The organism is Idiomarina loihiensis L2TR (assembly GCF_000008465.1).
GTDB lineage: Bacteria > Pseudomonadota > Gammaproteobacteria > Enterobacterales > Alteromonadaceae > Idiomarina > Idiomarina loihiensis.
Window position 1 is genome coordinate 1,967,524 of the sequence record NC_006512.1, and the last position, 25,605, is coordinate 1,993,128.

Below are 25,605 nucleotides of genomic sequence, written 5' to 3' on the forward strand. Positions count from 1 at the left end.
ATGAGTGAATTACGGATACCCATTGAGCAATGGCAAAGCCTGTCGTCAGCGGAGCAAACTCAACGCTTAGCGCGCCCCGGACGGGCTCAGGCAGAATCACTGCGAGAGAAGGTTGCAGTTATTCTGAGTGACGTTCGTGATAACGGTGAGCGCGCGGTACTGAACTATACCCGCCAGTTCGATAACCCGGATGCGACCTCATTGCGAATGAGCGATGAACAGGTGGAAGCAGCCGTTGCTAGTTTAGATGACAAAGTAAAACGCGCCATAGACACTGCGTACCAAACCATTTATCGCTTTCACGAAGCGCAACGTCCGCAGGACTTAAGCATTGAAACCGCGCCAGGCGTGCAATGTGAACTGCGTTATGCGCCGTTAGACGCCGTCGGTTTATACATTCCCGGGGGCAGCGCAACCTTGCCCTCTACCGCATTAATGCTGGGTGTACCCGCGCAAATTGCCGGGTGCCAGCGTGTGGTTATGGTCAGCCCGCCTAATAAACAGGGCGAATTACCAGCCGCCCTGCTCTACGCTGCTAAGCGTTGCGGCGTAACCGATATTCTCCTGTGTGGCGGCGCTCAGGCTATTGGTGCGCTGGCGTACGGTATAGAGTCATCGCCTGCTGTAGGTAAAGTCTTTGGCCCGGGTAACAGCTTTGTTACCGAAGCCAAGCAACAGGTTAGCCAGAATGACAGCGGTTGTGCCATGGATTTACCGGCAGGCCCCTCAGAGCTGTTGGTGATTGCTGATGACAGTGCAAACCCGGCCTATGTGGCGGCGGATTTACTGTCACAAGCCGAGCACGGACCGGATTCTCAGGTTATTTTGCTTACGCCCTCAATGACGGTCGCCGAAAATGTACGGCAGGAACTGATGGCACAATGCGCTCAGCTAAGTCGCGCCGATATTGCCGAGCAGGCCTTACAGGCCAGTCGTCTGCTGGTAGTTGCCGATATGAATGAAGCCATAGCCATTAGCGAAACCTATGCGCCCGAACACCTTTCTATTCAGACGGATAACGCGCGTGATCTACTGCCACAGTTGACCCGTGCAGGCTCTGTCTTTGTCGGACACTACACACCAGAGTCCGGCGGTGATTATGCCACCGGTACCAACCACGTGCTGCCAACCTATGGCTATGCCCGCAATTACAGCAGCCTTGGGCTGGTCGACTTCTACCGTCGTTATACGGTCCAGGAAGCCAGTCACGACGGACTACGCCAGTTAGCAGAAGCCATTACTACTTTGGCTGACGTTGAAGGTTTAGATGCGCACAAACGTGCCGTGACTATTCGTACGGAGACTAAAAGTACGGAGAGCAAACTATGAGCATTGTTGAGCAGTTACAGCGCCAGCACCTGAAACAGCTAACGCCATACGCCTCTGCACGACGTAGCATGAGTGGCGGCAATATCTGGCTGAACGCTAACGAGTCTCCGTACAGTAACTCGTACACTGTTGATGACAGCAAACTTAACCGTTACCCGGAGTTTCAGTCTAAGCCGCTGAACCAGGCCTACGCTGAGTACGCCGGAATTAACGCCTCGAAGGTATTAAGCAGCCGCGGTTCAGACGAAGGTATCGAGTTACTGATACGAGCTTTTTGTGAACCCGGTCAGGACAAAGTACTGATTTGCCCACCGACTTACGGTATGTACGCTATTTCGGCTAAAACCTTTGCGGTTGGTGTTACTGAGGTTCCCTTACTAAATAGCGGAGAGGTGAACAACTGGCAGTTGGATACGGAGTCGATTATAGAAGCTGCTGCTGAGTGCAAAGTCATCTTTCTCTGCTCGCCTTCAAACCCGCTGGGCAATGCACTAAATACCGATGATATTGAACAAGTGCTGCAACACTCGCCACGTTCTATTGTGGTAGTTGATGAAGCCTATATTGAGTTCAGCTCTGGTGACAGCGTTGTCAGTTGGCTGGAACGTTATCCGAACTTGGTGGTGTTACGTACCTTATCGAAGGCCTTTGCTCTGGCCGGCATTCGCTGCGGTTTTTTGCTGGCGAATGACGACATTATTGAGTTACTGCAGAAAGTTCTGGCACCTTACCCTTTGCCAGACCCGACAGTGCAAATTGCGGTTCAGGCTTTGCAGACAAGCTCGCTTGAACGGCTGCAGCAACAGGTAGCAACCTTATTAGCCGAGCGCGACCGTGTGCAAACAGCCTTAGAGCAAACACCACTGACCCTGGTATCGGAAAGTGACACGAACTTTTTACTCTATCAGTGTGAAGATGCCGCTGGTTTAGTGAAATCACTTACCGATAACGACCTATTAATACGTAATCAGTCGGCGCAGCGGGGGCTGGAAAACGTTGTTCGCATAACCATTGGCAGCGCCGCCGAAAATGACGAACTGATTCAACAGTTGAAGGACTATTTTTCATGAGCCAGAAGCCTATTTTATTTATTGACCGTGACGGGACTCTGGTTGAAGAGCCAGTCACTGACAAGCAGTTGGACAGCCTTGAAAAGCTGGTGTTTGAACCGAACGTCGTGCCGGCTTTGCTGAAACTGCAACAGGCGGGTTATCAGCTGGTGATGGTGTCCAACCAGGACGGCCTGGGTACGGATAGCTTTCCTCAGGCCGATTTTGATGCCCCCCACAACTTAATGATGGCGGTGTTTGAGTCGCAAGGCATTCGGTTTGAAGACGTTTTGATTTGCCCTCACTTTGACAGTGATAACTGCAGCTGCCGTAAGCCTGCGCTTGGGCTGGTAAAGTCGTATCTGAAAGAAGGCCGTGTGGACTTTACCAACTCCTACGTTATTGGCGACCGTGAAACCGACCTGCAACTGGCTGAAAACATGGGCATTGAAGGCCTGCGTTACAGTCGTAGCGAACTCAACTGGGATGCCATTGTTCACCAACTACTGGACAACCCACGCACCGCTTCGGTTACCCGCACCACACGGGAAACGGATATTAACATTAAGGTTGATTTAGACAGTCAGACACCGCGCGAATTTAATACCGGCATTGGCTTCTTTGACCACATGCTTGAGCAGATAGCCACACACGCCGGTTTCTCGCTTTCGGTTAAGGTTAAGGGTGATTTGCACATTGACGATCACCACACCATTGAAGACACCGCTCTGGCGCTGGGTCAGGCATTGCGCTCAGCGCTTGGCGACAAGCGCGGCATTGGTCGCTTTGGTTTTGCTCTGCCTATGGATGAATGCCGGGCGGAATGTCTGATCGATTTATCCGGACGCCCCTATTTGAAATGGGAAGCAGATTTCACCCGCGACAAAGTCGGCGAGTTATCCACCGAAATGGTCGAGCACTTCTTCCGCTCGTTAACCGACGCCATGGCAATGAGCTTGCACTTATCGACCACCGAGGGTAATACCCACCACCAGGTCGAAAGCCTGTTTAAGGTATTTGGCCGGGCACTGCGTCAGGCCATTACCAAAACCGGAGACCAACAGTTGCCTTCAAGTAAGGGGATGCTGGCATGAATGTGGTGATTGTCGATACCGAGTGTGCCAACCTGACATCTGTCCGCTTTGCGGTTGAACGTTTGGGCTACTCAGTGCTTATTACCGATGATGCAGAACAAATACGCGCCGCTGACCGTGTCATTTTGCCTGGCGTAGGTACCGCTGCCGCAGCTATGCGTAACTTACAGCGCAAGCAACTCGTGGAGCCGCTACGGGAGTTAACCCAGCCGGTGCTGGGTATTTGCCTGGGCATGCAGTTACTGACCTCACACTCAGAAGAAGGTGACGTTGACTGCCTGAATTTAATTCCGGCAAAAACCAAACGCCTGCGCGATTCTGGTCTGCCTTTGCCGCATATGGGCTGGAATACCCTGCAGCCGACCGCAGATAACCCGTTAGTCGACACGAGCGACAGCTACTGCTATTTCGTGCACAGTTTTGCTGTAGCAGTTGATGAGTACACTATAGCCAGCAGCGAGTATGGTGAGCGTTTTGCCTCAATGATACGTCACAACAACTATTTTGGTGCGCAGTTTCACCCTGAGCGTTCAGGTAAGACTGGCGAAGCTCTGCTGAAACGTTTTCTGGAGTTAACATTATGCTGATACCTGCCCTGGATTTAATTGACGGCAAAGTGGTACGCCTATATCAGGGCGACTTCGCGCAAAAAACCGAGTTTGATTTAACCCCGCTGGGTCAGGCCCAACTCTATGCTCAGGCCGGTGCCGAATGGCTGCATTTGGTTGATTTAGACGGCGCTAAAGACCCGGACAAGCGCCAGCAGAAACTGCTGGCTAAACTAGCCTCAGATTCAGGTATGAAGTGTCAGGCTGGCGGCGGAATTCGTACAACCGAGGATTTGGAAGCCTTGTTTGACGCCGGTATTGAACGTGCCGTAATTGGTTCCACCGCGGTTAACCAGCCAGATACCGTAAAACAATGGTTCCAGGCCTATGGCGGCGAAAAAATTGTACTGGCGCTGGATGTGAATATTGATCAGAGTGGCAATGCCATGGTCGCTACCCACGGCTGGCAACAGGCCAGCACGCATACACTGGATGACATTCTCAACCGCTACCTGGATTTAGGCTGCCGTCATGTACTCTGCACCGATATCAGTAAAGACGGCACCATGACAGGCACCAATGTTGAGCTTTATAAACGCTATAAGCAGCTTTATCCGCAGGTCGTCTGGCAAGCGTCCGGCGGCGTCAGTTGCTTAGACGATCTTAAAGATTTGAAAGCCGTAAACTGTGACTCGGTTATATTGGGTAAGTCGTTACTTACCGGCGCTTTCACTATGCAGGAGGCATTAGCATGTTGGCAAAACGCGTAATCCCATGCCTGGACGTTCGCGACGGACAGGTAGTTAAAGGGGTGAAGTTCCGTAACCATGAAATTATTGGTGATATTTTGCCGCTGGCAAAGCGTTACGCAGAAAGCGGCGCTGACGAGTTGGTATTTTACGATATTACCGCATCTGCAGACGGCCGTACGGTAGATAAGTCCTGGGTTGAGCGGGTTGCTCGTGAAATCAACATTCCCTTTACCGTTGCTGGCGGTATTCGTTCGGTTGAGCACGCACAAACCATGCTATCTATGGGCGCGGACAAAATCTCCATTAACTCGCCTGCCCTGCTTAACCCAAATTTAATTAATACCCTGGTTGAGGAATTTGGTCAGCAGTGCATTGTTATTGGCATAGACAGCTTTTATAACGAACAGTCCGGTGAATACGAAGTGCACCAGTTTACCGGTGACGAAAGCAAGTCGCACAAATCGGCATGGCAGACCAAAGACTGGCTGCAGGAAGTCATTTCCCGTGGCGCCGGTGAAATTGTGTTGAACTGCATGAATCAGGACGGCGTGCGTCAAGGTTACGATATTGCACAGCTGTCGGCATTGCGCGGGCATTGCTCGGTGCCTTTAATTGCCTCAGGCGGAGCCGGCGAGATTCAGCACTTTGTTGATGCCTTTCAAAAGGCGCAGGTAGATGGTGCACTTGCGGCTTCGGTGTTTCACAAGAACCTATTCAGTATCAGCGAAGTGAAAGCCGCAATGGCAGCCAATAATATTGCGGTTCGCCCCATTGAAGCGCTTCAGGAGACGACATGAAAATTGATTTGAATAACATCGACGAGTTGGCCTGGGAGAAAATGTCAGGTTTACTGCCCTGCACAGTACAACACTCTCTAACCGGTGAAGTGTTAATGCAGGCCTATATGAGTACAGAAGCCATTAAGGAAAGCTTAGCAAGCGGTAAAACCACTTTTTACAGCCGCAGTAAAGAACGTTTATGGACTAAAGGCGAAAGCTCAAACAACTACCTCCGGCTTGAGGGCATCTATTCGGACTGTGATTATGACGCATTACTGGTTCAGGCTATACCCGATGGCCCTACCTGCCATTTAGGTAACCGCAGTTGTTTTGCCGAGGCACCTAAACCCTTGCTGCATGAGCTTGACTCGCTCATTGCCAGCCGTAAAGGCGCAGATACCAACGAAAGTTACACTGCCAGCCTATTTTCTAAGGGATTAAAACGTGTGGCTCAAAAAGTTGGGGAAGAAGGCGTGGAAGTCGCTCTGGCAGCGGCAACTGCCGATAAAGACGAGCTGGCTAATGAAAGCGCCGACTTACTCTACCACTTGCTGGTTGCGCTACGGGCCAATGAGCTTAGTTTGGACGATGTGCTGGAGGTATTAGCGAAGCGCCGCGGTTAAGCGGCGCTGTTTAACTGCTCACGAAAATGCTTACGCTCGTATCGGCGGGATACGCGGCGTAGGCGCAATGACAAGAGTACCGCTGCGACACTTAGGCCACTAATAAAGCCAATCCAGAAGCCTGCCGCGCCCATGGCTGGCACAACCCAGTCGGTCAGCCCCAGAATATAACCAACGGTTAAGCCAAACGGCCAGTACGAAATAAAGGCCAATATCATTGGGTATTTAGTGTCTTTGTAGCCACGCAGAGTGCCAATGGAAATGGCCTGGAAGGTGTCCGACACAGTGAAAATAGCCGCCAGCCCCATCAGCGTTGCTGCCAGATTAATAATATCCTTATCAGGAGTGTAAAGGCTGGCTAACCAACCACCACCCAGATACATAATTAAACCGTTAACGCCCGCAAACACGCCACCAAACAGCATCGCGAGTTTAAAGCTCAACATGGCGTTTTTCGGATTACCCGCACCCAGCGCAAAGCCAACCCGTAAAGTCACCGCCATAGAGATACTCAGCGGCACCATATACACTAACGAACTTATGTTCAGTGCAATTTGATGAGCAGAAACCACAGTCGGCCCCAGCGGCGCAATTAATAACGCCACAGCAGCAAACAGACTGACCTCGAAAAAGAGCGACATGGAAATAGGGAAACCGATACGGATAACGTAGGTAACGTCGTCCCAGTTAGGTCGATACCAGCGCCGGAGCAGACGTAACCGCTTGTAACGTTTGGCGGTAAAGGTATAAACAACCATTGAAAGCGCCATACCCCACAAAACAATGGCTGTCGCCAGCCCACAGCCAGCGCCACCCAGTTCCGGCATACCAAACTTGCCGTAAACAAAAATGTAGTTTGCCGGAATATTTATCAATAGCCCGATAAAACCAATGATCAGCGACGGCATGGTGTTCGACAAGCCCTCACAAAAGTTTCTCAGTACCGCGTAAATAACAAAGCCCGGTATGCCCCAGGAGATGTAAAACAAATAGTCCAGCGTAATGGCGCGAAAGTCGTCTTCAACTTCCATGATGTCCAGCAACCAGGGCGCCGAGGACATTCCAATTAGAGTAATCACCCCGACAATGGCGCAGGCGTATAAGCCCTGTTGCAGTATATTGGCGATACGTCGGTGCGAATTTGAACCGTCCAGATGAGAGATAATGGGCGCTAATGCCAGCGCCAGACCAAACACCAATAAAGTTGCTGGTACAAAAATACTGCCGCCGACCGACACAGCGGCTAGGTCAAGTGCCCCTTTGCGCCCAGCCATAACCGTATCCACGACACTCATTAACATTTGAGTTAACTGAGCCACAAGAATAGGACCGGTCAGTTTAGCCAGCTTATTAAATTCGCCTTTATTATTCGTCCACCAGTTCACGCGCGTTTTCTCTGGGTTAGGATTGCTTACGCAAAAATTGCAGGATACGCTGATTCACATCAGCCGGATGAGTCAAAGGCCCCATATGCCCTGCTCCAACGGAGTCTCGTTGAACATCAGGAAGTATCGTCGATAAAGCCTCTGCGACAGCTTTTGCACTGCGACGAGTGTGTTCGCCCTGCAGCAGCAGAACGCTTTGCCCTACCCCGCGGTAGTCTTCCAGGCGTCGGGGTTCGTTAAGCAAGGCATCGAAGTCCAGAGCCACTTTAGCAGCCTGGCTGACCATAATTTGCTGAATGCGTTCAGGCAAAGCATCAAAATATCCGGCGTCATTCCAGTAATCGACAAAGGTGCGTGTGCATTCTATTGCGTCTTTACCGTGCATAGCGTGACTGATCTCCTGTATTTCAAGCATTCCCGGAGAATCATCCGGTAATACGTGAAAGGCAACAGGTTCGTAGACAACCACATCGGAAATTTTAAATGGCTTTTCCAGCGCCAGTTTTAATGCAACAGCGCCGCCGTAGGAGTGACCAACCAGTTGCACAGGCCTGGATAACGCAAGTTGCTCAACCGCGCTAATAATACGGGGCAGTTCCTGCTCCAGTCGAAAGTTTGCCGTAAACTCAACGTTAGGCGCCTGCCCATACCCCAGCAAATCAACCGCAATAACAAAGTGAGTGCTGGTTAACTCTTTTATTAACGCCCGCCACTGGCTACTGGCGCTCTGCGAGCTGTGCAACAAAACAACCGGTGGGTTTTGTTGTTCGCCGTACAGATGAATACCTGATTCTAATTCAGACATAGCTTCACTTTATAATAAACTGACACCAACAAACTGACCGATACCAAAGCCAGCAGCTAACAATAAAACGGCAAAAGTCGTTAATACCCCAATGGTGCGGGGCAAACTCACGCCGACACTGCGGGTTAACCCTATAGCGTGACATAAGCGAGCAACGACTAACGCAATACCCAACCCATGGAGCAGAGCAATCGGAGCGTGTTGTACTTCCATCATAGCAAACAGAATAAGCGCCAGAGGCACATACTCAATAAAGTTACCGTGGATACGCACTGCAACATTGAGCTCTTCCGCTTCACCGGTGCCCAAACCTACCCGGTGTTTCCAGCGCAAACGGATAATGTTCACAGCCAAAACAAGATAAATAAGCGTTAAAATGCCCGCATAAAAGCCGGTTATTGTTAGTTGAGATGTCATTGGAATGCCTCTTGTTATTCGTTGGGGCCTGGCTTCATTAAAAAAGGCTCACCATGTGAGCCTTTTAGTAAAAAATTACTTTCTGAGCAAATCGCCCAGTTGCTCACTGACTCTTTCAACGGGTTGCGTACCATCAATTTTGTGATACTCCGTCTTACCTTCTTCAGACAGCTTTTGATAATACTCTACCAAAGGTTCCGTCTGCTCGTGGTAAACCGAAAGGCGTTTACGAACCGTCTGTTCCTGATCATCCGGGCGCACAACCAGATCTTCACCCGTTTCGTCATCTTTGCCTTCCACTTTCGGTGGATTGTGCTCAACATGATAAACACGGCCGGAACCAGGGTGGACACGGCGACCACTCATGCGATCAACAATAATTTCGTCCGGAACATCAAATTCCAGCACGTAATCAATTTCGATACCGTTATCGCGCATCGCGTCGGCTTGCGGAATGGTTCTTGGAAAACCGTCGAGTAAAAAACCATTCTGGCAGTCTGGCTCTGCAATTCGTTCTTTGACCAATTCGATAATGATGTCGTCCGACACTAACTGTCCGGCATCCATAACTTGTTTGGCCTTTTTACCCAGTTCCGAACCGGACTTAATTGCTGAACGCAGCATATCACCGGTGGAAATTTGAGGGATCCCAAAAGTATTCATCAGGAATTGTGCCTGAGTTCCTTTTCCAGCTCCCGGGGCGCCTAACAAAATAATGCGCATAGAAAACCTCTTTGCATGATTCAAAAGTCTGCCCCGAACTTTACCCTGACAGGCGGGCTATTACAAGCGCAGAAAGCCGCTGCAGGCAATGACTTACCCACAGCGGTTGATACGAAATTAAGCGTTAAGCATTAATTTGTTAAGGCGGGTAACGAAGGAGGCTGGATCTTTCAGGTTGCCCCGCTCCGCTAAAGTGGCCTGATCTAATAACACTTCAGCCCATTCTTTGAAGGTATCATCCTCTTTGGTCAGCATGCGTTGAACCAACGGATGTTCTGGATTTACTTCAAAGATGTACTTAGTTTCAGGAACCGCCTGACCGGCGGCTTCCATCAACTTAGCCATTTGCGTACTCATATCATTGTCATCGGTAATGATACAGGCCGGCGAGTTGGTTAAGCGGTTAGTCACACGAACCTTCTTAACTTTATCACCTAAGGCTTTTTCAAAGCGTTCCAGGTTTTCTTTAAAGGCTTCTTCGGCTTTTTCCTGCTCGGCCTTGTCTTCTTCGTCGTCCAGTTCGCCTAAATCAAGGTCACCTCGAGTCACTGACTGCAACTGTTTCTCTTTAAATTCAGTCAGGTGGCTCATCAACCATTCATCAATGCGCTCTGAAAGCAGCAACACTTCAATGCCTTTCTTGTTGAAGATTTCCAGTGCAGGGTTATTTCTGGCGGCTTCGTAGCTGTCAGCAACAATGTAGAAGATTTTATCCTGACCTTCTTTCATACGCTCAATGTAGTCGTCCAGGCTGACTGACTGCACTGCACCGTCGTTATGCGTTGAAGCAAAACGTAGCAGTTCGGCAATACGCTCACGGTTAGTGTGATCTTCCGCCGGACCTTCTTTCAGCACATTCCCGAAGGTATCCCAGAACTGTTGATACTGTTCTTTGTCGTCTTTTGCCAGCTTCTTCAGCATTTGCAGTACTTTTTTGGTACTGCCATTACGCATTGCACGGGTAATTTTATTATCCTGCAAAATTTCACGCGAAACGTTCAGCGGTAAGTCATTTGAGTCAACCAAACCACGCACAAAACGCAGGTAAGTCGGCATTAACTGCTCAGCGTCGTCCATAATGAAAACACGCTTAACATAAAGCTTAACGCCGTGCTGTTGTTCGCGGTTCCATAAGTCCCACGGAGCGCGTTTTGGAATGTACAGCAAATTAGTGTATTCGGTTGTGCCTTCAACTTTGTTGTGGCTCCACAGCAGTGGTTCATCAAAGTCGTGCGCTACGGTCTTATAGAACTCTTTGTATTCTTCGTCCGTAATGTCTGACTTTTCACGAGTCCAGAGTGCCTGACCTGAGTTTACAGTCTCCCATTCACCGGGCTGCCCTTCCACTTTGTTGCCTTCGTCGTCTTCTGACTCAGGTACCGGTTCTTTCCACATTTGAACCGGGATACTCAGGTGTTCTGAATACTTATTGATAATGCCGCGCAGACGATTTTCATCTAAGAATTCATCGGCATCGTCTTTCAGGTGCAAAATAATGTCCGTGCCGCGACGGGCTTTATCAATGTCAGCAATTTCGAAATCGCCTTCACCTTGCGAGCGCCATTCGACTCCGCGAGCGTCTTTATCTAATGCTGAACGGGTTCTTACGGTAACTTCATCAGCAACAATAAAGGCTGAATAGAAGCCAACACCAAACTGACCGATAAGCTTACTGTCTTTTGCTTCGTCGCCGGACAGCTGACCAAAGAACTCCGCAGTGCCTGACTTGGCAATGGTTCCCAGATTATTCATCACGTCGTCGCGCGTCATACCAACGCCATTGTCGCTGATGGTAATAGTGCGGCTGTCTTTATCAACAGAAACACGAACGTGCAGGTCACTGTCGTCACCGTACAGAGAGTTGTCGCTTAAGGCTTTAAAGCGCAATTTATCTGCTGCGTCGGACGCATTAGAGACCAATTCGCGTAAGAAAATTTCTTTATTGGAATACAAGGAATGGATCATCAGGTGAAGCAATTGTTTTACTTCTGTCTGAAATCCATGTTTTTCCATTTGACCGGCTTCCGCCATAGTATATTTCTCCTGCTGTTATTACCTATGGCAATAACAATGGGGGCGCAGGAGACATTTTCAAGTCATCGGGAAAATTGTTTTCGGCCACTGAAGGCGTGACCCAGTGTGGTTTGATCGACATAACCCAGCTCACCGCCTACTGGCACCCCGTGAGCAATTCGGGTGGTGTTGATATTCAATTGCGCGGCAATGTCGGCAATATAGTGCGCGGTAGCATCCCCTTCCACAGTCGGGTTAGTCGCCAGCACAATTTCTTCCACCGGCTCGCTCTGCAGTTGCCGCTCCAGCTCATCCAGACCAATGTCCGCCGGCCCAATACCATCCAGCGGAGACAAATGCCCCATCAGCACAAAATAACGCCCCTGAAATTGAGAGGTCTGTTCAATGGCTAATACGTCGGCGGGTGTTTCAACAATACAAAGCACACCATTTTCGCGCCGCATAGGATTGCTGCAAATGCGACACAAGGGTTCTTCGGTTAAGGTCCGGCAACACTCGCAGTGGCCGACTTTTTCCACCGCCGACTGCAAAGACTCGGCAAGCCTTGAGGCTCCACCGCGATCGCGCTCAAGCAAATGGAACGCCATACGCTGTGCTGACTTTTGGCCAACACCCGGTAGACGTTTTAAATTCTCGACCAGTTGATCGATTGCCGGACTAATACTCATTAACTGACCTTACTACTTAGAAAGGCATTTTAAAGCCCGGAGGTAAACCCATACCGCCGGTTATTTCAGACATGCGCTCTTTGCTGGTTTCTTCAACGCGACGCACAGCATCGTTGGTCGCTGCAGCAATTAAGTCTTCCAGCATTTCCTGATCGTCTTCCATTAGGCTTGGGTCAATGCTTACGCGCTTTACGTTGTGGTTACCCAGCATGGTAATTTTAACCAGGCCTGCACCGGCTTCACCGGTCACTTCCATATTGGCGACTTCTTCCTGGGCTTGTTGCATGCGCTCCTGCATTTGTTGCGCCTGCTTCATCATGTTACCCATTCCACCTTTAAACATAATTTTATTCCTCGTTTAAGCTTTTAAAAAATTAACGCGCCTGAATTGATGACTCATCAATTTGCGCTTGAAACCTTTGTTGTAAGTCTTGTACGCCGGCGTCTCCGTGTAATATTTCACACGCGCGCTGGTGACGGTATTCATTGATATGCTGTTGCACCATTAAAGGTGTTGGCTGGCTCGGCACGCCAACTTTAAAGTCTACCCTTGCAGTCGCCCCTAATAACCCGGCCAAAGACTCTCTGACGGCCTGGCTGGTCGATTCGTTCAATAAACTTTTTTGTTCTTCAGCCACCAGAATCAGCCAGTCGTCATCGCCCAGCTTTTGCAGTTCGGAGTTTAACAACACCTGACGAGCCAGCCCGGAAATGTCCATGCCTGCTATCATGGCACTCCATTTATCAACTTCGGCGGCTTCGCGGATATCGTCATTTAATTCTGGCAGTTCTTCGTTTAATTCGTCTTTTGATTCCGGCTGATGCTCGGGTTGAGCTTCTGGTTCGGCTTCTGCCGGAACAGTTAACGCCACCGGCGAGCTGTTTTCTGTCTGGCTGTTTAATGTTTTGTTGCTATTGTCGGGATTTTTTTTTTCAGCCAGTTGCTCTCGCACGCGTAAAAGATCGGCTACGCCAGAACTGCTCTGCGCCGCTGGCTCAGGCGTTGGCTCTGCTGTTTGATCTGCTGTTGGCTCAGGTACTGGCTCCGACTTAGCGGCCTCTTCCATATGATACGGAGGCGCATCATTATGATAGAAGCCCGCATCATCATCCGGTTCAGAGTAATTAAATTCAGGAGGCTCTTCATGCTCACTATAAGACGGTTGCATAGGCTCCGATAATTCCGCTTCAGGCTGCGGCTCTGGTCCTGCCTGCGGTGTTACTTCTGCTACAGACCCGGCTTCAGTCTCAGTCACTTCCTGAGCAGGAGCCGTTAGCTTCGACTCAGGCATATCAACAGCAGACGAGTCTGGTTCAGTAATGTTGTAATCGCCCTTTTCTGCCGGGCGGAAACACAGCAGCCGCAATAAAGTCATTTCGAGTCCGCTACGTGCGTCTATAGCGTAAGCCTGCTCGCGGCGACCTTCCAGAACCGTGCGATAAAAAACCTGAATAAGTTCAGCCGGCATGCGTCGCAATAATGGTTTCAGGACATCACTGTTTTCGAACACATTAGCGGCACTGGGTACTTGCTGAACCAACGCCAGCTGATGCAATAAGCTTTGTAGCTCGACCAGCACCGAACTCAAGTCCGGTACCATGGATACCATACTGTCCACACGTTGCATTACAGCTTCTGCATCCCCTTCGAGAACAGATTCCAGTAATGCGGCAATATCGGCCACGGGCACGTTGCCGAGCATACGTCTGACACTGTCGATACTAACCGAACCGCCACCCTGGGCAATAGCCTGGTCGGTTAAGCTAAGCGCATCGCGCATACTGCCACGGGCAGAACGAGCCAACAGTGGCAGCGCTTCGGAATCAGCCTGAACCTGTTCCTGCGATAAAACATAGCTAAGCTGCTGCGTAATATCGTCGTTCGACAAGGCTTTTAAATTAAACTGCAGACAACGCGATAAAATGGTAACCGGTAGCTTCTGCGGATCGGTGGTCGCCAGCAGGAACTTTACGTGCTCCGGTGGTTCTTCCAGTGTTTTCAGCAGAGCATTAAAACTGTGCCGTGACAGCATGTGCACTTCATCAATTAAGTACACTTTATAGCGGCCGCGGGTGGGCCGATACTGGACGTTATCAAGTAACTCGCGGGTGTCTTCAACTTTGGTTCTTGATGCTGCATCAATTTCCAGCAAGTCAACAAACCGTCCCTGCTCTATTTCAAGACAGGCACTGCATTTGCCACACGGCGTTGCCGTAATACCTTCTTCGCAATTCAGTGCTTTAGCCAGGATTCGTGCAATGGTGGTTTTACCAACCCCGCGGGTACCGGTAAACAGATAAGCATGATGAAGCCGCTGCTTGTCTAACGCGTGCTCAAGCGGCTTCAAAACATGTTGTTGGCCGACAACTTCTGCAAACTGCGAAGGTCGCCATTTTCTTGCCAGTACCTGATAACTCATAGGATGGATTATTAACTCTGTTTCATTAAAACTGACATAAGGTATAGCACGCAACGCCGGCCTGCTGCAATTTATCTTCACCGCCGAGCTCAGGTAAAGAGACCACAAAAGCGGCTTCTACAACGTCTGCGCCGGAAGACTTAATCAACTGACTTGCAGCTACCACGGTTCCGCCGGTAGCCAGTAAATCGTCGACAATTAGCACTCTGTCGTTTTCAGTCAAAGCGTTTTCATGCATTTGCAATTCATCTGAACCGTACTCTAACTCATAATTCTGACGTGTCACTTTACCGGGTAACTTCCCCGGCTTTCTTAACAAAGTAACTCCACACCCCATGGCATAGGCTAATGCGGAACCAAAAATAAAGCCACGGGCTTCAACAGCAGCAATTTGTGTTATGCCCTGCCCTGCATAGCGTTGCTTTAACGTATTAATGGTTAATCTAAACGCATCCGGGTTTTGCAGTAAAGGCGTTATATCCCGGAAAATAATACCTGGCTTAGGATAGTCCGGAATGGAACCAATAGAGTCCCTTATATCAGTCGTGGCTGATTCCATAATCTTAGTCTCATCATTATGCGACAAAGCGCACCGCCCAGGATTTTAGCGTATCCAGCAGAAAATCCTCGTTCAAAGGTTTAGCCAGACATTGAGTCGCACCGGCCTTTAATGCCTTTGGCTCTATCTCTACCAAATCCTGAGTTGACATAAACAACAATGGAGTACGGTGATAAGCGTCTAAATCGCGCAGGTTTTTCAGTAAAGACAAACCGTCCATAACCGGCATTTTGTGGTCAAGCAAAACAATATCGAAGTAGGTCTGTTTCGCTTTGCTTAAGCCATCTAAACCATCCCGGGCTACAGTAACCTCAAAGCCAAGTGGCTTTATCACGCTACAAATAGACTCAAGCGTTTTGTCTTTATCCTCGACAACGAGCAAAGTGACTGACATAAATGTCGTTTACCTGATAGTTAATGAGGATGTATTTAAGAAGAAAGAATTTGTGTTAAACGCAGAACCAGCGGTAAACAGGCCCAGAATAAAAACAACACTGCCGTAATAAGCAAAAATCGTTTGCCTGCCGGTTCTTTAAAGGTTTCTGATGACATAACTTTTACCTCTTGATGAAATCGGGGCTGATCATACTCGATCCTCGACAACGATAAAAGTTGAATTCAATTCTTTACCTTCAATATCAAGTGCTGCCCGGCTAGTCTGTTTAAAGTCTGTTCGGCCCCTTGCTGTAGCTGATCTTTGGGCCATTGAGGGAGTAATTCAGGCAAAAGCTCGAGTAAGCTATTCAGTTGAATACTCTCTCTATTTTGTAGCTCTGTTAACAGTAAAAAAGTCATCGCATTAGTGCGAATAAAGCGAACCTTATCGCCGTTGTCGCGAAACACGATCAAAAAACGCGGTTCTGCCAAGGGTTCCTGAGGCTGAAACTCAGTGCTTATTTCATCAACCGGGTACTGATATGACGACACCATAGCTGTCGGGTTAAGTGCAATCAGAGTGTCACTCTCAAGCGCCTCTGCCGGATTAATATAATTTTCAGGCCACGGCTTTTGCTCTACCGCCAGTTCTGCCCATTCATAGTGAGCCAGTTCAGCTGCAAAGATAAACAACTCGTCATGAGATTGCAGGTACTCAACAAAGCTTGCCGCAATACCAGTAAAATATGGTGACTGAGAAGAAAAGGTACGAAAAAACCGCTCTTTGGTTTCTGCCCATTCTTTTTCCGCTGCCAGCTTTTTGAGTACAGGGAATGCACTATCAATAAAACGAAAGATATTATTCCGCAGTAATCGCTGATAAACAGCCAGCCGCCGCGCTTCTATCTCATCCAGCCAAGCTTCGTCTACGAATTTTTCCGGCGCTTTTAACTGTTCCACAAAGCGATTTTGAATTTCTTTAAAAGTCATTTTACTCATGGCGAGCCTGTATCGCTTTTATCCTGTTCAACTCCTGGTTTAACTCTTCCAGCGAAGGGAAGTTGAAATCTCTTTCCAACAAAGTAGGGTAAACGCCGTGCCGCCCATAAGCATAATCCAGAAGCTGGAAAACTTCGTCTTTTACGCTGGCACCATGAGTATCAATATAAAGATCTTCGTATTCTTCGTGATGTCCGGCTATGTGTCCGTAGACAATTCGCTCAGAAGGCAGGCCATCGATGAATTCATAAGGGTCATAGCTGTGGTTTACACTGTTCACAAAAACGTTATTTACATCGAGTAAAAGTTTGCAATCACCTGCCTCAAGAACCTGATTAATGAATTCTAATTCGGTAAGTTCCGGAGAGGGACTCGCGTAATAAGAGACGTTTTCCAATATTAAAGCTTGCCCTAACCTATCCTGAGCTTGCTTAATTCGTTCGGCAACATAGGCAACGGCATCGACTGTAAAAGGAATAGGCAGTAAATCGTATAACTGGCCGTTATGAGAGCAATAGCTTAAATGCTCACTGTAAATTTCAATATCAAAGTCATTCAAAAAGCGCTTCACATCTTTCAGAAAGCTTTGGCTCAACGAGTCCTGGCTGCCAATAGAAAGCGATAAGCCATGGCAGGTCAGTTGATATTTTCCGGCTATTTGGGCGAGTTTTTCCAGACGGGAACCTTTAAAAGGTATCCAGTTCTCAGGGGCTATCTCAAGAAAATCCGCATCAATATCTCCAGCTAAAGCAGCGTCAAGCAACTCGTTTCTTAAGCCAAGACCGACCGAATTAGACCTCATGTTTCTCTCCCCAGAAAACAAAAACCCGACACTGTGGCCGGGTTTTACTATGCAGTTATAAAAACGAAAAGTGGTTAATCGAGATCGATACCTTTTCGTTTAGCTGTAGACTTAATATAACCCTTCCAGCTACGAGCACTGCGACGTTGACCATCGAAGGTTGCAGCTTCATCAACATAACGCATAGCCTGGCGATAGTCACCACCATAGAAATACGCTTCCGCTAATGACATGTACACACGACCTTCTTCATTACGCTCCAAATAATCCAGAGCCTTTTTTAGGGGAGTTGCTGCCGCAATATACTGTTCATTTAACAGCATCAAGTTACCTTGCTTGCGGTAGTACTCACCTTTGTCATCACGTTCTTCAGCTGACTCAGCTGCGCGTTCATACCAGGAAACGGCTTTCTCAAGTTCTTTAGCACGATGGTAGCTGTTAGCGATGGTCGCAAAGTTTTTCGCTGTCTTTTCGATATCACCCGCTTCTACATGCTTCTCCATAGTAGAGGCCGCTTTGTACGGAATACCTTCGTTATCATACAACTGAACCAGCATTTTATACTGACTCTCCGTATCCAGGTATCCTGCCAAATACGCGATTTCCATAGTTTGAAGAGACTTATCTAAGTTTTCTTCTAACATATAAAATTGCGCTAACTGAGGCCACCAGCCAGTTTGCTCCGGCAACTTATTCAAACCTTCTTCAAGAACCTCTATCGCCTGAGGATACATCTTACGCTCATAGTAAGACGCCATCATCAGGTTGTAGATATTCTTGTCAGGTTTCTCTGACTCTTGTAAAGCCACTCGGGCAAAAGGAATGATCTGAGCAAAGTTCTTCATCTGGTAATGCGCATTAGCCATATACAAGAACACCTGAGCATCACGTTCGCCTGTAAACTGAACCCATTTTCTAAGGTATTCAAGACTTTGCTCGTACTTCTCTTCTTGCAGGCTAATTTGACCTACCAGTTTCATAGCCGCGGCCTGATCATTCCAGCCTAGAACGTCTTGGTCGACTGCACTTTTCAGAACGCTCAAAGCATCACCCATGCGCTCGTCTGCTGCATAAAGGTTACCAAGGAAGCGGGCTAAGTATGCCGAGTCGTAACCCGGATCCGGCTCTTGCTCTTCGAGAACCGCTATTGCTTCTTTGATTTTATCTTCTTCATACAGTTCAAACGCATCCATGATTGCCCGGCCAATACTCTGCGAAGCAGCTTTATTGTCGCGAGCTTTCTTCTGCGCCTCAACGGTCTCTTTATCCGGAATGCTGAAACCAAGGTCCTGAGCCGAAGCCTGGGCCGTTGTCATCAACATTACCGAAGCAAAAGCCAGGGCACTAACAAATGTTTTTATTGTATATTTCATTTCTTAGTTCCCATCCATTGTGAAGTCGAGCTGAACAGTCATACCTTCCTGACGAATAGGCTTACCGTCTACAACCTTAGGCTTATACTTCCAACGCAACAATGCGCGGCGTGCCTCACGGTCAAACACTCGACGAGGTTCAGAATCGATGACTTCAACGTCAGTTACACCACCTTGCTGGTCGATAGTGAAGCGCAGCTGTACCCAACCTTCGGTGCCGTTTCTTGCAGCTGAAGGCGGATAACGCGGTTCGATACGAACAATAGGTGTTGCGTCTCCGTCAGAACTTAATCCACCACCAGGTCCTGAAAGACCTGTATCAGCACCACCAACATCAACATCAAAACCCATGTTCATGTTCATGCCACTGTCTGATGTATCAGGCTCAGACTGTGGTGTTTCTGGTGGCTGCTCCGGCGGCGGCGGTGGCGGCGGCGGTGTACGCCGACGCTCCTGAACGTCAGACTCAGGTGGCGACGTTACGATGTCAATAACGGGCGTTGGAGCCGGCGCTTCGTTGCGCTGTGCTCCTCCGCCGATTAAGTAAGCCATGAAAGCAAACAGAGCAAACGTAACGGCGGCACCTAGTAGTAAAGATACTAAAAAGCGCACCATATTAGTTATTCTCCGCAGCTATGGATATCTTATCGATACCCGCTTCCTTAACCTGATCCATGACTTCTACAACGACACCATGTTCAGCTTTCTTGTCGGCCTGGATAACAACAACATCAGTTGGTTGTTCGGCAAGCATACGTTCAATGTTAGCGCCTACACGCTCAACATCCACTTGACGTTTATCCATCCAGACTTCACCAGTATCACGAATAGCGATAAAGATGTTAGCTGAAGGCTCCTTTGTCGTATTACTGGCTTCAGGCTTATTAACCTGAATACCCGCTTCTTTGACGAATGAGGTCGTTACGATAAAGAAGATCAACATAATGAAGACGATGTCAAGCATCGGCGTCATGTCGATCGACGCATCTTCCTCTTCTCGATTACGATTACGTGCCATAGTTTTACTCTCTTAGTGATGTGGCAAACTGTCAACAAGGCCTTCTTTCGCTCTACGCACTTTACTTTCCAGGCGTGTCGCGAAAAACATACCGGATAACGCAGCAACCATTCCCGCCATAGTCGGGATTGTTGCCATCGAAATACCCGATGCCATTAGACGAGGGTTACCCGTCCCTTGTACTGCCATGATTTCAAACACCGCAATCATACCTGTTACGGTACCCAGCAGCCCAACTAGTGGACATAAGGCAACACAAGTTTTTATCAACAGAATACGTGCATTCAGTTTATCGTTCGCTTCGGAAATCCATGCTTCACGGATTCTATGGGCGTACCATGAGGTGGTGTCCTTACGGGCATCCCATTTCGCTATAATGTCATTGCGAAGTTTAGGGAAAGCACCTGTAAGGTACCAATAACGCTCAATCATCAGTACCCACATTAGAAAGAGCACCCCCATGACGATGTACAGGACATCGCCACCGGTAGCCAGAAAATCCCTGATAGATTCCCAAAGTTCCATCAGGTAAAGCATGGGTTACTCCTTCTCCGAATGCGCAGCTACGATACCCGCTGCTTGCTCGTCCAGAATATGAACAATAGACTTGCCGCGAGAAGCCACAATACTGTGAGCCAAAATCAATGGAATAGCTGCAATCAGACCCATAGCTGTTGTTACCAACGCCATAGAGATATCGCCTGCCATGATCTTCGGATCACCGGTACCAAACAGTGTAATAGACTGGAACGTACCAATCATACCAACAACTGTACCTAACAAACCAAGCAATGGAGCAATAGCCGCAAGGATCTTAATGACGTTAATGCCACTTTCGACTCTCGGGGTTTCACGTAAAATTGCTTCGTCCAGTTTCAACTCTAAGTTTTCAACGTCTGCATTCTTATTCTCTTGATAAACCTTAAGAATACGGCCTAATGCGTTGTTGTCTTTAGGTTGCTCTGGGTTCTTCAACTGAGAGCGGATTTTTCCTGCAGCAGTTGTCAAGGTAACCAGTTTGAATACAGAAATTAACAGACCAAGAATTAATACTGCAGTAATTACATAACCAACAGTACCACCTTGGTGATAACGTTCAGACAACGTCGCTTTGTTAGTTAACAAGCTAAGAATCTGACCTTTAGAAGGATCTAAGAAAATACCTTCATAACCACTTTCTGTGTTGTAAAACTCTTGTGCTTGTCCAGTTGCGCCACCTTCAGGTTGACGACCTAATGGTTGTACCTGTTCAGTCGTGTCGTTGTAGACTAAGTAGTTGTCACCCTGAATCAAGTTGAAAACACCAACACGCAATACTTCACGGTTTTCACTACCGCCGTCAAGTAAGGTTACATCAGTATTAAATTTAACAACTTTGCCTGACTCTACCATTTCAGTTAACAAGGCTTTCCAGAGCTCTTCCAGCTCTTCCAGAGTTGGAAGTTCTTTCGCTTCTGACAAGCTTTCCAGAACGTCTTCACGACCTGGATACTGTGCACTGATGATAGAAGTCGCGATACGACCGATAGTTTCTGTCGCAGCACCACGAACAACACCGAACATTTCACCTAAGGTACCTTTAGCATTCTCAAGTTCTTGTTCTTTGTTCGCCAGTTCAACTTCGTTTTCAGAAAACTCTTCCTGCAAACGTTTACCGCGAGCTTTTTCTTCTTCTAATTGCTTCTCTGCACGATTCAGCAATGCTTGCTTATCGGCACGAGCAGCTGTGAATTCACGCTCACGTTCAGCGTTCAGTTCACGAGAAGAAACACGGTTTTTTTCAACAAGCTGTAACAGCTCATCTAAACTTTTAGCTTCAGATTGATCCTGAGCCTGGGCAGCGAGAGTCGTACCTGCAGAAAGGGTGACTGCTGCTGCAATCATTAATGATTTAACTAATTTATTCATTCTGCACTCTCCGCTGCGAATACTGGAAGTTTCACCAGATCGTAAGCAAGTTGCTTACGTGACATACGAATCGCTTGGGTCAGAGGACGGATAAACTCGTCTTCCAAAGCAGTCCACTCATCGGTTTCATTGTTGTAGATCCAAGCATTTTTCAAGTCCAGAGACTGAGCTAAGAATGCAACACGACCCATGTGGAAGTAATCAACAGCAATTTGTTCGCCGTCAATTTCCAGGTTGCCCTGATACGAAATCAAACCTGAACCGTAGTCCATTTCGGTTTGATAAGCTTCGATGATTTGACGAAACTGCTCTGATGTAGAGACGCTTGAGCTGTCCATGATGTCGCGTAAACGCTCAACACGCGCCATACGCTTTTCACGGTGAATTGGAATGTCCAATTTCACAAACTGTTCAAGAGAGTCGATCATTTCATACATCAAAGGAACAACGCCCTGTTTGGTGCGCTCGATTCCGTCGATCTGCTTTTGAAGAGACTCAAGCGTTGCGTTTTGGTCATTAACCAAACGTTGTACATGGTCATTATAGACTTTCAAGTTCTCGTACTCAGCAACCACTGAACGATACTCGATAAGAAGGTCCTGACTTTGCTCGAACAAAGAGTCGATTTTATTTTGCGACTGTTCGCCGGCTTTCAAAACCTTCTGCTCTTCGTTTTGTAGCTTAGCTACATCTACTTGCTGTGCAGCGGCAACGCCGGTGCCAGCAAACGCCATCACACCCATAAGGGTTGCAGCGAGTTTGGTTCTTTTGATTACTTTGGTCATAGTTCCCAACCAATTTGACTTAACTTCCGCTTCAACGCCTAAGGCGTGAAACACCAGTTGTTTGAATGACGAAAAGATCTCGTTCTACACTTTATTATTATTGCCAAAGAAAGCAGCAATACTAAAAGATACTCCCACGATGGCTATACGCTGTCAACCAAGTAAACTGAGTCAACCGCGCTATAGCTGTCGCTTTGTATCCGGTGCAGAACACGGTTCTGGACTCTCGTAATTTCCAGATATTTTCTCGGACGACATCCTGTCGTCAACTCATTTCATACCCCCAGTTTTGGTACATGTATACCTAACTTGGAATATTACTCCTTCCTGAATAGTATCACTTTTTGATCGACGAACAACACTGACATTTCAATTTCAACGTTTTTTAAACAATTAATTTATTAGCCTATATTCAATGGTAGACCCAATTTCGTGACCTAAGTTTCAAAATCCTTTAATATAGAGGGATGAGAGAGATATTAAATGTAACCTCAATACAACATATTGAACAGCTGCTCAACACTTTACAGGGGCGAGCTGAGCAAATTGATGGGGAAAATAGAAAGAAACATCGCCAGCTTAGCGAAAATTGGTTTAGTTCGTCGCTGTTCAGCCAAAGTTCTAACCTGGCTGTAGATTACGTTGCAGAGACCCAAAACCTTTTTCGACAGCTTCAGAAAAGCGACAACCATCATGCTCAACGTTACCTTGCGGAAAAACTCAGTCTGCAGCTAGAAGCATTAAATACAGCTTTCCGGGCTAATAGACCACCTAAACAACAGCAAGATCATCGCATTACTGCGCAAAATCAACTGCAGCAGATGCATCAACAATTAGTGACTTATCGTGACTACGAAAGACGACTGACAGAAAACCTGGATACGGCTGCTGCGGGTAATAACCCAACCATGATTCAAAGCGCGCAGCAACGCCTTAACCGCTGCCAAATGGCCATTGATTCTCTGGAGAAAAAGATTAGCCGTTATGAAGAAGGTTGACGTTCCTTTTATCTACTCACCTTTATACAGTGAATTAGATTTACCGCCCAGACACCGTTACCCAATAGAGAAATACCGCCTACTAAAAGACTGGGCGGTTAAACACGGAGCAACCAATAATCAATGGCATCAACCTGAGCCACTTAGCTGGGAACAGGTAGCACGAACACACTGTCCGGGATATCTGTCTCAGTTACGGCAGAACAGCATGGATAAAAGCAGCTGGCGACGCATAGGCTTTCCCTGGTCAGAACAGCTATTGTACCGCACCCTAACCTCCGCTGGGGGCACACTGCTGACGACCGAACTGGCACTCACGAAGGGAGTTGCCATACACTTTTCCGGCGGCTACCACCATGCTCACAAAGACTGGGGCAGTGGTTTTTGTCTACTCAACGATTTAGCAATAGCCTGCAATGAAATACTAGTTCGCCATCCAAAACTAAAAATAGTGGTACTGGATACCGATGTTCATCAAGGCGACGGAACCGCCACGCTCTTCGAAAATGATAATAGGGTGTTTACCTGCTCAATACACGGGGAACGCAATTTTCCATTTTCCAAAGCTAGCTCTAACCTGGATATTCCTTTAGCTAAACATACCTCTGACAAAGAATACTTAGCGGCTCTCGAAAATACCCTCGAACGCATCAACCGCGAAATTAAACCCGATCTTATTCTTTACGATGCCGGTGTCGACATTTATCAGCGGGACGAGTTGGGTCATCTGAATATTAGTCTGGCGGGTATTTTTCAAAGAGACCTCACTGTACTACGCTTTGCTAAAAGACATAAGACTCCTCTGGCTGCTGTAATCGGCGGTGGGTATCAACGTAATTTACCTCGTTTAGTCAGAGCCCATGCTCAACTACTAAGAGCGAGTTATTATGTCTATACTGAGAATAAGCTCACAGAAGGATAAAAGGTATGAAGTTTGACGACGACATTCATAATTATTACGAACGCTTAGTTGCAGACCGGATAGAAGAACTGGAACTGGAAAAGCAACACAGTCAGGAGTTTCTGGCTGATCTCAGTTGCCTGGTACTTAATCAGTTGCCGCCGCGTTACATTCGACACGAAGTTGATATGGCTTTCTTTTTACCACCGTCAAAGCGGCTGGACATGGAAATGCAGGTACACAAAGCAATAGCGGAAGCACTGGAATTTTTGAAAGGAAGAAAACGCCCTGACGGCGATTAATAAAGATTGGGTGGCGACTCTACCAGCCACACCTCGGCACACACATCCCTGACTACGGCTGCTCCCTTCCGGGCCTGACCGGGTTCACCAGTTAGCGTTGCGAGGGGACCCGCAGAGTCACCATAAACGCTTTGTTCAAAGCGGGCTGCATTATGAACCAGTTGCCCGGCTGAAACAACCCACAGTTTACCTTTTGCTTACTTTTTCTGCAGCTTTGCAGCAATTGCCTGACGAGCTTCATCTGAGCTTAACGCTTTTGCAAAAAACGTCGCTTCACGACTGATGCGATCAGCTACTGACTCCGTCGGCTGCTTTAATAAATGCTTGGAAATTCGTAATGACTTGCTGGATTGCTTACGCAGTTTATCCAGAGTTTCTTCAACCACAACAGGCAGCCGCTCAAGCGAAACCACATGGTTAACAAACCCGGCTTGCTGAGCCGACTGCGCGTCAAAACTTTCGCCGAGCAACAACAATTCTGCCGCTTTTTGGTAACCACAAATTTGCGGTAACAACAAACTTGAGGCAGCTTCAGGCAATAACCCTAGCTGCACAAATGGCAACGCAAATACTGCGTCGTCACTGCTGTAAACAATATCGCAATGCAGTAAGAGCGTTGTTCCTATGCCTATAGCTAATCCATTTACTGCGGCAACTATAGGTACCTCGGCACGGGCCAGAGTATGCAAAAACTGAAACGCTGGAGCCGATTCATCTAAGTTTTCAGTTGATAAAAAGTCATTTAAATCGTTACCGGCAGAAAAACTGTCACCGCTGGACTCAAAAAGTACTGCATGAACCGAGCTGTCGTTGTCTGCCGCTTTCAACGCTTCATTACATGTTGTGTACATGTCCTGAGTGAAGGCATTCTTCTTTGCTGGTCGGTTCAGACGTATGCGAACAACACCGTTATCTTGCGAAACTTGTACGAGCTCTTCAGTACTCAAAATCTGTCTCCC

General features: G+C 47.9%; 30 protein-coding genes and 1 other RNA gene. 10 read left to right on the forward strand and 21 right to left on the reverse strand.

The features are described from left to right. Genes hisD through hisIE form a run of 7 tightly spaced genes read left to right on the forward strand, consistent with a single transcriptional unit; the run spans position 1 to position 6,174 of the window. Positions 1 to 1,329, forward strand: a complete 1,329-nt coding sequence (gene hisD, locus IL_RS09425; protein WP_011235067.1) for a histidinol dehydrogenase — start codon at positions 1 to 3, stop codon at positions 1,327 to 1,329. Beyond that, the gene (gene hisC, locus IL_RS09430) at positions 1,326 to 2,399 is read left to right on the forward strand and encodes a histidinol-phosphate transaminase (RefSeq protein ID WP_011235068.1); all 1,074 of its coding nucleotides are present in this window, start codon (positions 1,326 to 1,328) and stop codon (positions 2,397 to 2,399) included. The genes hisD and hisC overlap by 4 nt, the downstream gene beginning before the upstream one ends. Then, positions 2,396 to 3,472 (forward strand): bifunctional histidinol-phosphatase/imidazoleglycerol-phosphate dehydratase HisB, encoded by a 1,077-nt coding sequence (gene hisB / locus IL_RS09435; protein WP_011235069.1) that lies wholly within the window; start codon positions 2,396 to 2,398, stop codon positions 3,470 to 3,472. Before hisC ends, hisB begins: the two co-directional genes overlap by 4 nt. Then, positions 3,469 to 4,059: an imidazole glycerol phosphate synthase subunit HisH gene (gene hisH / locus IL_RS09440; RefSeq protein WP_011235070.1), complete on the forward strand. Its 591-nt coding sequence runs from the start codon at positions 3,469 to 3,471 to the stop codon at positions 4,057 to 4,059. Before hisB ends, hisH begins: the two co-directional genes overlap by 4 nt. Next, positions 4,053 to 4,790: a 1-(5-phosphoribosyl)-5-[(5-phosphoribosylamino)methylideneamino]imidazole-4-carboxamide isomerase gene (hisA, locus tag IL_RS09445; RefSeq protein ID WP_011235071.1), complete on the forward strand. Its 738-nt coding sequence runs from the start codon at positions 4,053 to 4,055 to the stop codon at positions 4,788 to 4,790. The genes hisH and hisA overlap by 7 nt, the downstream gene beginning before the upstream one ends. Continuing rightward, entirely contained in the window at positions 4,772 to 5,569 is a 798-nt protein-coding gene (hisF, locus tag IL_RS09450; protein ID WP_011235072.1) for an imidazole glycerol phosphate synthase subunit HisF, read from the forward strand. The genes hisA and hisF overlap by 19 nt, the downstream gene beginning before the upstream one ends. Continuing rightward, a complete protein-coding gene (gene hisIE, locus IL_RS09455; RefSeq protein ID WP_011235073.1) occupies positions 5,566 to 6,174 on the forward strand; it encodes a bifunctional phosphoribosyl-AMP cyclohydrolase/phosphoribosyl-ATP diphosphatase HisIE in 609 nt (202 codons plus the stop codon). The genes hisF and hisIE overlap by 4 nt, the downstream gene beginning before the upstream one ends. Here the strand turns inward: hisIE and IL_RS09460 are convergent. The 19 genes from IL_RS09460 to IL_RS09545 all read right to left on the reverse strand — a co-directional run bounded on the left by IL_RS09460 (position 6,171) and on the right by IL_RS09545 (position 22,445). After that, positions 6,171 to 7,559, reverse strand: coding sequence for an MATE family efflux transporter (locus tag IL_RS09460; protein WP_011235074.1), 1,389 nt, complete (start codon positions 7,557 to 7,559; stop codon positions 6,171 to 6,173). The two genes, hisIE and IL_RS09460, sit on opposite strands and share 4 nt — an antisense overlap. 16 nt (positions 7,560 to 7,575) lie before the next feature. Next, a complete protein-coding gene (locus IL_RS09465) occupies positions 7,576 to 8,364 on the reverse strand; it encodes an alpha/beta fold hydrolase (protein ID WP_011235075.1) in 789 nt (262 codons plus the stop codon). Positions 8,365 to 8,373: 9 nt separating this feature from the next. Further along, positions 8,374 to 8,781 carry an MAPEG family protein gene (locus tag IL_RS09470; RefSeq protein WP_011235076.1) on the reverse strand — a complete coding sequence of 136 codons (408 nt, stop codon included), beginning with the start codon at positions 8,779 to 8,781 and terminating at the stop codon, positions 8,374 to 8,376. Between the two features lie 75 nt (positions 8,782 to 8,856). Continuing rightward, the gene (adk, locus tag IL_RS09475; RefSeq protein WP_011235077.1) at positions 8,857 to 9,504 is read right to left on the reverse strand and encodes an adenylate kinase; all 648 of its coding nucleotides are present in this window, start codon (positions 9,502 to 9,504) and stop codon (positions 8,857 to 8,859) included. Positions 9,505 to 9,621: 117 nt separating this feature from the next. Continuing rightward, positions 9,622 to 11,535 (reverse strand): molecular chaperone HtpG, encoded by a 1,914-nt coding sequence (gene htpG / locus IL_RS09480; RefSeq protein WP_011235078.1) that lies wholly within the window; start codon positions 11,533 to 11,535, stop codon positions 9,622 to 9,624. A 65-nt stretch (positions 11,536 to 11,600) separates the two neighbouring features. Further along, the gene (gene recR, locus IL_RS09485; protein WP_011235079.1) at positions 11,601 to 12,206 is read right to left on the reverse strand and encodes a recombination mediator RecR; all 606 of its coding nucleotides are present in this window, start codon (positions 12,204 to 12,206) and stop codon (positions 11,601 to 11,603) included. Positions 12,207 to 12,222: 16 nt separating this feature from the next. Next, entirely contained in the window at positions 12,223 to 12,549 is a 327-nt protein-coding gene (locus tag IL_RS09490; RefSeq protein WP_011235080.1) for a YbaB/EbfC family nucleoid-associated protein, read from the reverse strand. A gap of 31 nt (positions 12,550 to 12,580) precedes the next feature. Then, the gene (gene dnaX / locus IL_RS09495; RefSeq protein WP_011235081.1) at positions 12,581 to 14,626 is read right to left on the reverse strand and encodes a DNA polymerase III subunit gamma/tau; all 2,046 of its coding nucleotides are present in this window, start codon (positions 14,624 to 14,626) and stop codon (positions 12,581 to 12,583) included. 25 nt (positions 14,627 to 14,651) lie between these two features. Further along, complete coding sequence (locus IL_RS09500; protein WP_011235082.1) at positions 14,652 to 15,185, reverse strand: adenine phosphoribosyltransferase; 534 nt, start codon at positions 15,183 to 15,185, stop codon at positions 14,652 to 14,654. A 16-nt stretch (positions 15,186 to 15,201) separates the two neighbouring features. Further along, on the reverse strand, positions 15,202 to 15,579 hold the full coding sequence (locus IL_RS09505) for a response regulator (RefSeq protein WP_011235083.1): 378 nt from the start codon (positions 15,577 to 15,579) through the stop codon (positions 15,202 to 15,204). 35 nt (positions 15,580 to 15,614) lie between these two features. Continuing rightward, entirely contained in the window at positions 15,615 to 15,737 is a 123-nt protein-coding gene (locus IL_RS13840; RefSeq protein WP_255801606.1) for a hypothetical protein, read from the reverse strand. A 66-nt stretch (positions 15,738 to 15,803) separates the two neighbouring features. Further along, positions 15,804 to 16,559, reverse strand: a complete 756-nt coding sequence (locus IL_RS09510) for an HvfC family RiPP maturation protein (RefSeq protein ID WP_011235084.1) — start codon at positions 16,557 to 16,559, stop codon at positions 15,804 to 15,806. Continuing rightward, positions 16,552 to 17,361 (reverse strand): HvfB family MNIO-type RiPP peptide maturase, encoded by an 810-nt coding sequence (locus IL_RS09515; protein WP_011235085.1) that lies wholly within the window; start codon positions 17,359 to 17,361, stop codon positions 16,552 to 16,554. The genes IL_RS09510 and IL_RS09515 overlap by 8 nt, the downstream gene beginning before the upstream one ends. 74 nt (positions 17,362 to 17,435) lie before the next feature. Continuing rightward, the gene (locus IL_RS09520; protein ID WP_011235086.1) at positions 17,436 to 18,734 is read right to left on the reverse strand and encodes a tetratricopeptide repeat protein; all 1,299 of its coding nucleotides are present in this window, start codon (positions 18,732 to 18,734) and stop codon (positions 17,436 to 17,438) included. A gap of 3 nt (positions 18,735 to 18,737) precedes the next feature. Beyond that, complete coding sequence (locus IL_RS09525; protein WP_011235087.1) at positions 18,738 to 19,349, reverse strand: energy transducer TonB; 612 nt, start codon at positions 19,347 to 19,349, stop codon at positions 18,738 to 18,740. 1 nt (position 19,350) lies between these two features. Beyond that, entirely contained in the window at positions 19,351 to 19,752 is a 402-nt protein-coding gene (locus IL_RS09530; protein WP_011235088.1) for an ExbD/TolR family protein, read from the reverse strand. 12 nt (positions 19,753 to 19,764) lie between these two features. Next, the gene (locus IL_RS09535; RefSeq protein ID WP_011235089.1) at positions 19,765 to 20,289 is read right to left on the reverse strand and encodes a MotA/TolQ/ExbB proton channel family protein; all 525 of its coding nucleotides are present in this window, start codon (positions 20,287 to 20,289) and stop codon (positions 19,765 to 19,767) included. Positions 20,290 to 20,292: 3 nt separating this feature from the next. Then, entirely contained in the window at positions 20,293 to 21,660 is a 1,368-nt protein-coding gene (locus tag IL_RS09540) for a MotA/TolQ/ExbB proton channel family protein (protein ID WP_011235090.1), read from the reverse strand. Continuing rightward, positions 21,657 to 22,445: a DUF3450 domain-containing protein gene (locus IL_RS09545; protein ID WP_041291783.1), complete on the reverse strand. Its 789-nt coding sequence runs from the start codon at positions 22,443 to 22,445 to the stop codon at positions 21,657 to 21,659. The genes IL_RS09540 and IL_RS09545 overlap by 4 nt, the downstream gene beginning before the upstream one ends. A 467-nt stretch (positions 22,446 to 22,912) precedes the next feature. Between IL_RS09545 and priC the strand changes: the two genes are divergently transcribed. Genes priC through IL_RS09560 form a run of 3 tightly spaced genes read left to right on the forward strand, consistent with a single transcriptional unit; the run spans position 22,913 to position 24,646 of the window. Continuing rightward, positions 22,913 to 23,443 (forward strand): primosomal replication protein PriC, encoded by a 531-nt coding sequence (gene priC / locus IL_RS09550; protein ID WP_011235092.1) that lies wholly within the window; start codon positions 22,913 to 22,915, stop codon positions 23,441 to 23,443. Then, positions 23,430 to 24,365 (forward strand): histone deacetylase family protein, encoded by a 936-nt coding sequence (locus IL_RS09555; protein WP_011235093.1) that lies wholly within the window; start codon positions 23,430 to 23,432, stop codon positions 24,363 to 24,365. The genes priC and IL_RS09555 overlap by 14 nt, the downstream gene beginning before the upstream one ends. 5 nt (positions 24,366 to 24,370) lie before the next feature. Then, on the forward strand, positions 24,371 to 24,646 hold the full coding sequence (locus tag IL_RS09560) for a late competence development ComFB family protein (RefSeq protein ID WP_011235094.1): 276 nt from the start codon (positions 24,371 to 24,373) through the stop codon (positions 24,644 to 24,646). Between the two features lie 17 nt (positions 24,647 to 24,663). On the opposite strand, the gene ffs is transcribed toward IL_RS09560, so the two are convergent. Both ffs and IL_RS09565 read right to left on the reverse strand, forming a co-directional pair. Next, an RNA gene (gene ffs / locus IL_RS13650) (signal recognition particle sRNA small type) lies at positions 24,664 to 24,760 on the reverse strand. A gap of 83 nt (positions 24,761 to 24,843) precedes the next feature. Further along, a complete protein-coding gene (locus IL_RS09565) occupies positions 24,844 to 25,593 on the reverse strand; it encodes an enoyl-CoA hydratase (protein WP_011235095.1) in 750 nt (249 codons plus the stop codon). Positions 25,594 to 25,605: the final 12 nt, after the last annotated feature.

What these genes read in the sequence shown, in the direction of transcription:
- hisD (WP_011235067.1), top strand. Translation starts at nt 1, where the DNA reads ATGAGTGAATTACGGATACCCATTGAGCAATGGCAAAGCCTGTCGTCA.
- hisC (WP_011235068.1), top strand. Translation starts at nt 1,326, where the DNA reads ATGAGCATTGTTGAGCAGTTACAGCGCCAGCACCTGAAACAGCTAACG.
- hisB (WP_011235069.1), top strand. Translation starts at nt 2,396, where the DNA reads ATGAGCCAGAAGCCTATTTTATTTATTGACCGTGACGGGACTCTGGTT.
- hisH (WP_011235070.1), top strand. Translation starts at nt 3,469, where the DNA reads ATGAATGTGGTGATTGTCGATACCGAGTGTGCCAACCTGACATCTGTC.
- hisA (WP_011235071.1), top strand. Translation starts at nt 4,053, where the DNA reads ATGCTGATACCTGCCCTGGATTTAATTGACGGCAAAGTGGTACGCCTA.
- hisF (WP_011235072.1), top strand. Translation starts at nt 4,772, where the DNA reads ATGTTGGCAAAACGCGTAATCCCATGCCTGGACGTTCGCGACGGACAG.
- hisIE (WP_011235073.1), top strand. Translation starts at nt 5,566, where the DNA reads ATGAAAATTGATTTGAATAACATCGACGAGTTGGCCTGGGAGAAAATG.
- IL_RS09465 (WP_011235075.1), bottom strand. Translation starts at nt 8,364, where the DNA reads ATGTCTGAATTAGAATCAGGTATTCATCTGTACGGCGAACAACAAAAC.
- IL_RS09470 (WP_011235076.1), bottom strand. Translation starts at nt 8,781, where the DNA reads ATGACATCTCAACTAACAATAACCGGCTTTTATGCGGGCATTTTAACG.
- adk (WP_011235077.1), bottom strand. Translation starts at nt 9,504, where the DNA reads ATGCGCATTATTTTGTTAGGCGCCCCGGGAGCTGGAAAAGGAACTCAG.
- htpG (WP_011235078.1), bottom strand. Translation starts at nt 11,535, where the DNA reads ATGGCGGAAGCCGGTCAAATGGAAAAACATGGATTTCAGACAGAAGTA.
- recR (WP_011235079.1), bottom strand. Translation starts at nt 12,206, where the DNA reads ATGAGTATTAGTCCGGCAATCGATCAACTGGTCGAGAATTTAAAACGT.
- IL_RS09490 (WP_011235080.1), bottom strand. Translation starts at nt 12,549, where the DNA reads ATGTTTAAAGGTGGAATGGGTAACATGATGAAGCAGGCGCAACAAATG.
- dnaX (WP_011235081.1), bottom strand. Translation starts at nt 14,626, where the DNA reads ATGAGTTATCAGGTACTGGCAAGAAAATGGCGACCTTCGCAGTTTGCA.
- IL_RS09500 (WP_011235082.1), bottom strand. Translation starts at nt 15,185, where the DNA reads ATGGAATCAGCCACGACTGATATAAGGGACTCTATTGGTTCCATTCCG.
- IL_RS09505 (WP_011235083.1), bottom strand. Translation starts at nt 15,579, where the DNA reads ATGTCAGTCACTTTGCTCGTTGTCGAGGATAAAGACAAAACGCTTGAG.
- IL_RS13840 (WP_255801606.1), bottom strand. Translation starts at nt 15,737, where the DNA reads ATGTCATCAGAAACCTTTAAAGAACCGGCAGGCAAACGATTTTTGCTT.
- IL_RS09510 (WP_011235084.1), bottom strand. Translation starts at nt 16,559, where the DNA reads ATGAGTAAAATGACTTTTAAAGAAATTCAAAATCGCTTTGTGGAACAG.
- IL_RS09515 (WP_011235085.1), bottom strand. Translation starts at nt 17,361, where the DNA reads ATGAGGTCTAATTCGGTCGGTCTTGGCTTAAGAAACGAGTTGCTTGAC.
- IL_RS09520 (WP_011235086.1), bottom strand. Translation starts at nt 18,734, where the DNA reads ATGAAATATACAATAAAAACATTTGTTAGTGCCCTGGCTTTTGCTTCG.
- IL_RS09525 (WP_011235087.1), bottom strand. Translation starts at nt 19,349, where the DNA reads ATGGTGCGCTTTTTAGTATCTTTACTACTAGGTGCCGCCGTTACGTTT.
- IL_RS09530 (WP_011235088.1), bottom strand. Translation starts at nt 19,752, where the DNA reads ATGGCACGTAATCGTAATCGAGAAGAGGAAGATGCGTCGATCGACATG.
- IL_RS09535 (WP_011235089.1), bottom strand. Translation starts at nt 20,289, where the DNA reads ATGCTTTACCTGATGGAACTTTGGGAATCTATCAGGGATTTTCTGGCT.
- IL_RS09540 (WP_011235090.1), bottom strand. Translation starts at nt 21,660, where the DNA reads ATGAATAAATTAGTTAAATCATTAATGATTGCAGCAGCAGTCACCCTT.
- IL_RS09545 (WP_041291783.1), bottom strand. Translation starts at nt 22,445, where the DNA reads ATGACCAAAGTAATCAAAAGAACCAAACTCGCTGCAACCCTTATGGGT.
- priC (WP_011235092.1), top strand. Translation starts at nt 22,913, where the DNA reads ATGAGAGAGATATTAAATGTAACCTCAATACAACATATTGAACAGCTG.
- IL_RS09555 (WP_011235093.1), top strand. Translation starts at nt 23,430, where the DNA reads ATGAAGAAGGTTGACGTTCCTTTTATCTACTCACCTTTATACAGTGAA.
- IL_RS09560 (WP_011235094.1), top strand. Translation starts at nt 24,371, where the DNA reads ATGAAGTTTGACGACGACATTCATAATTATTACGAACGCTTAGTTGCA.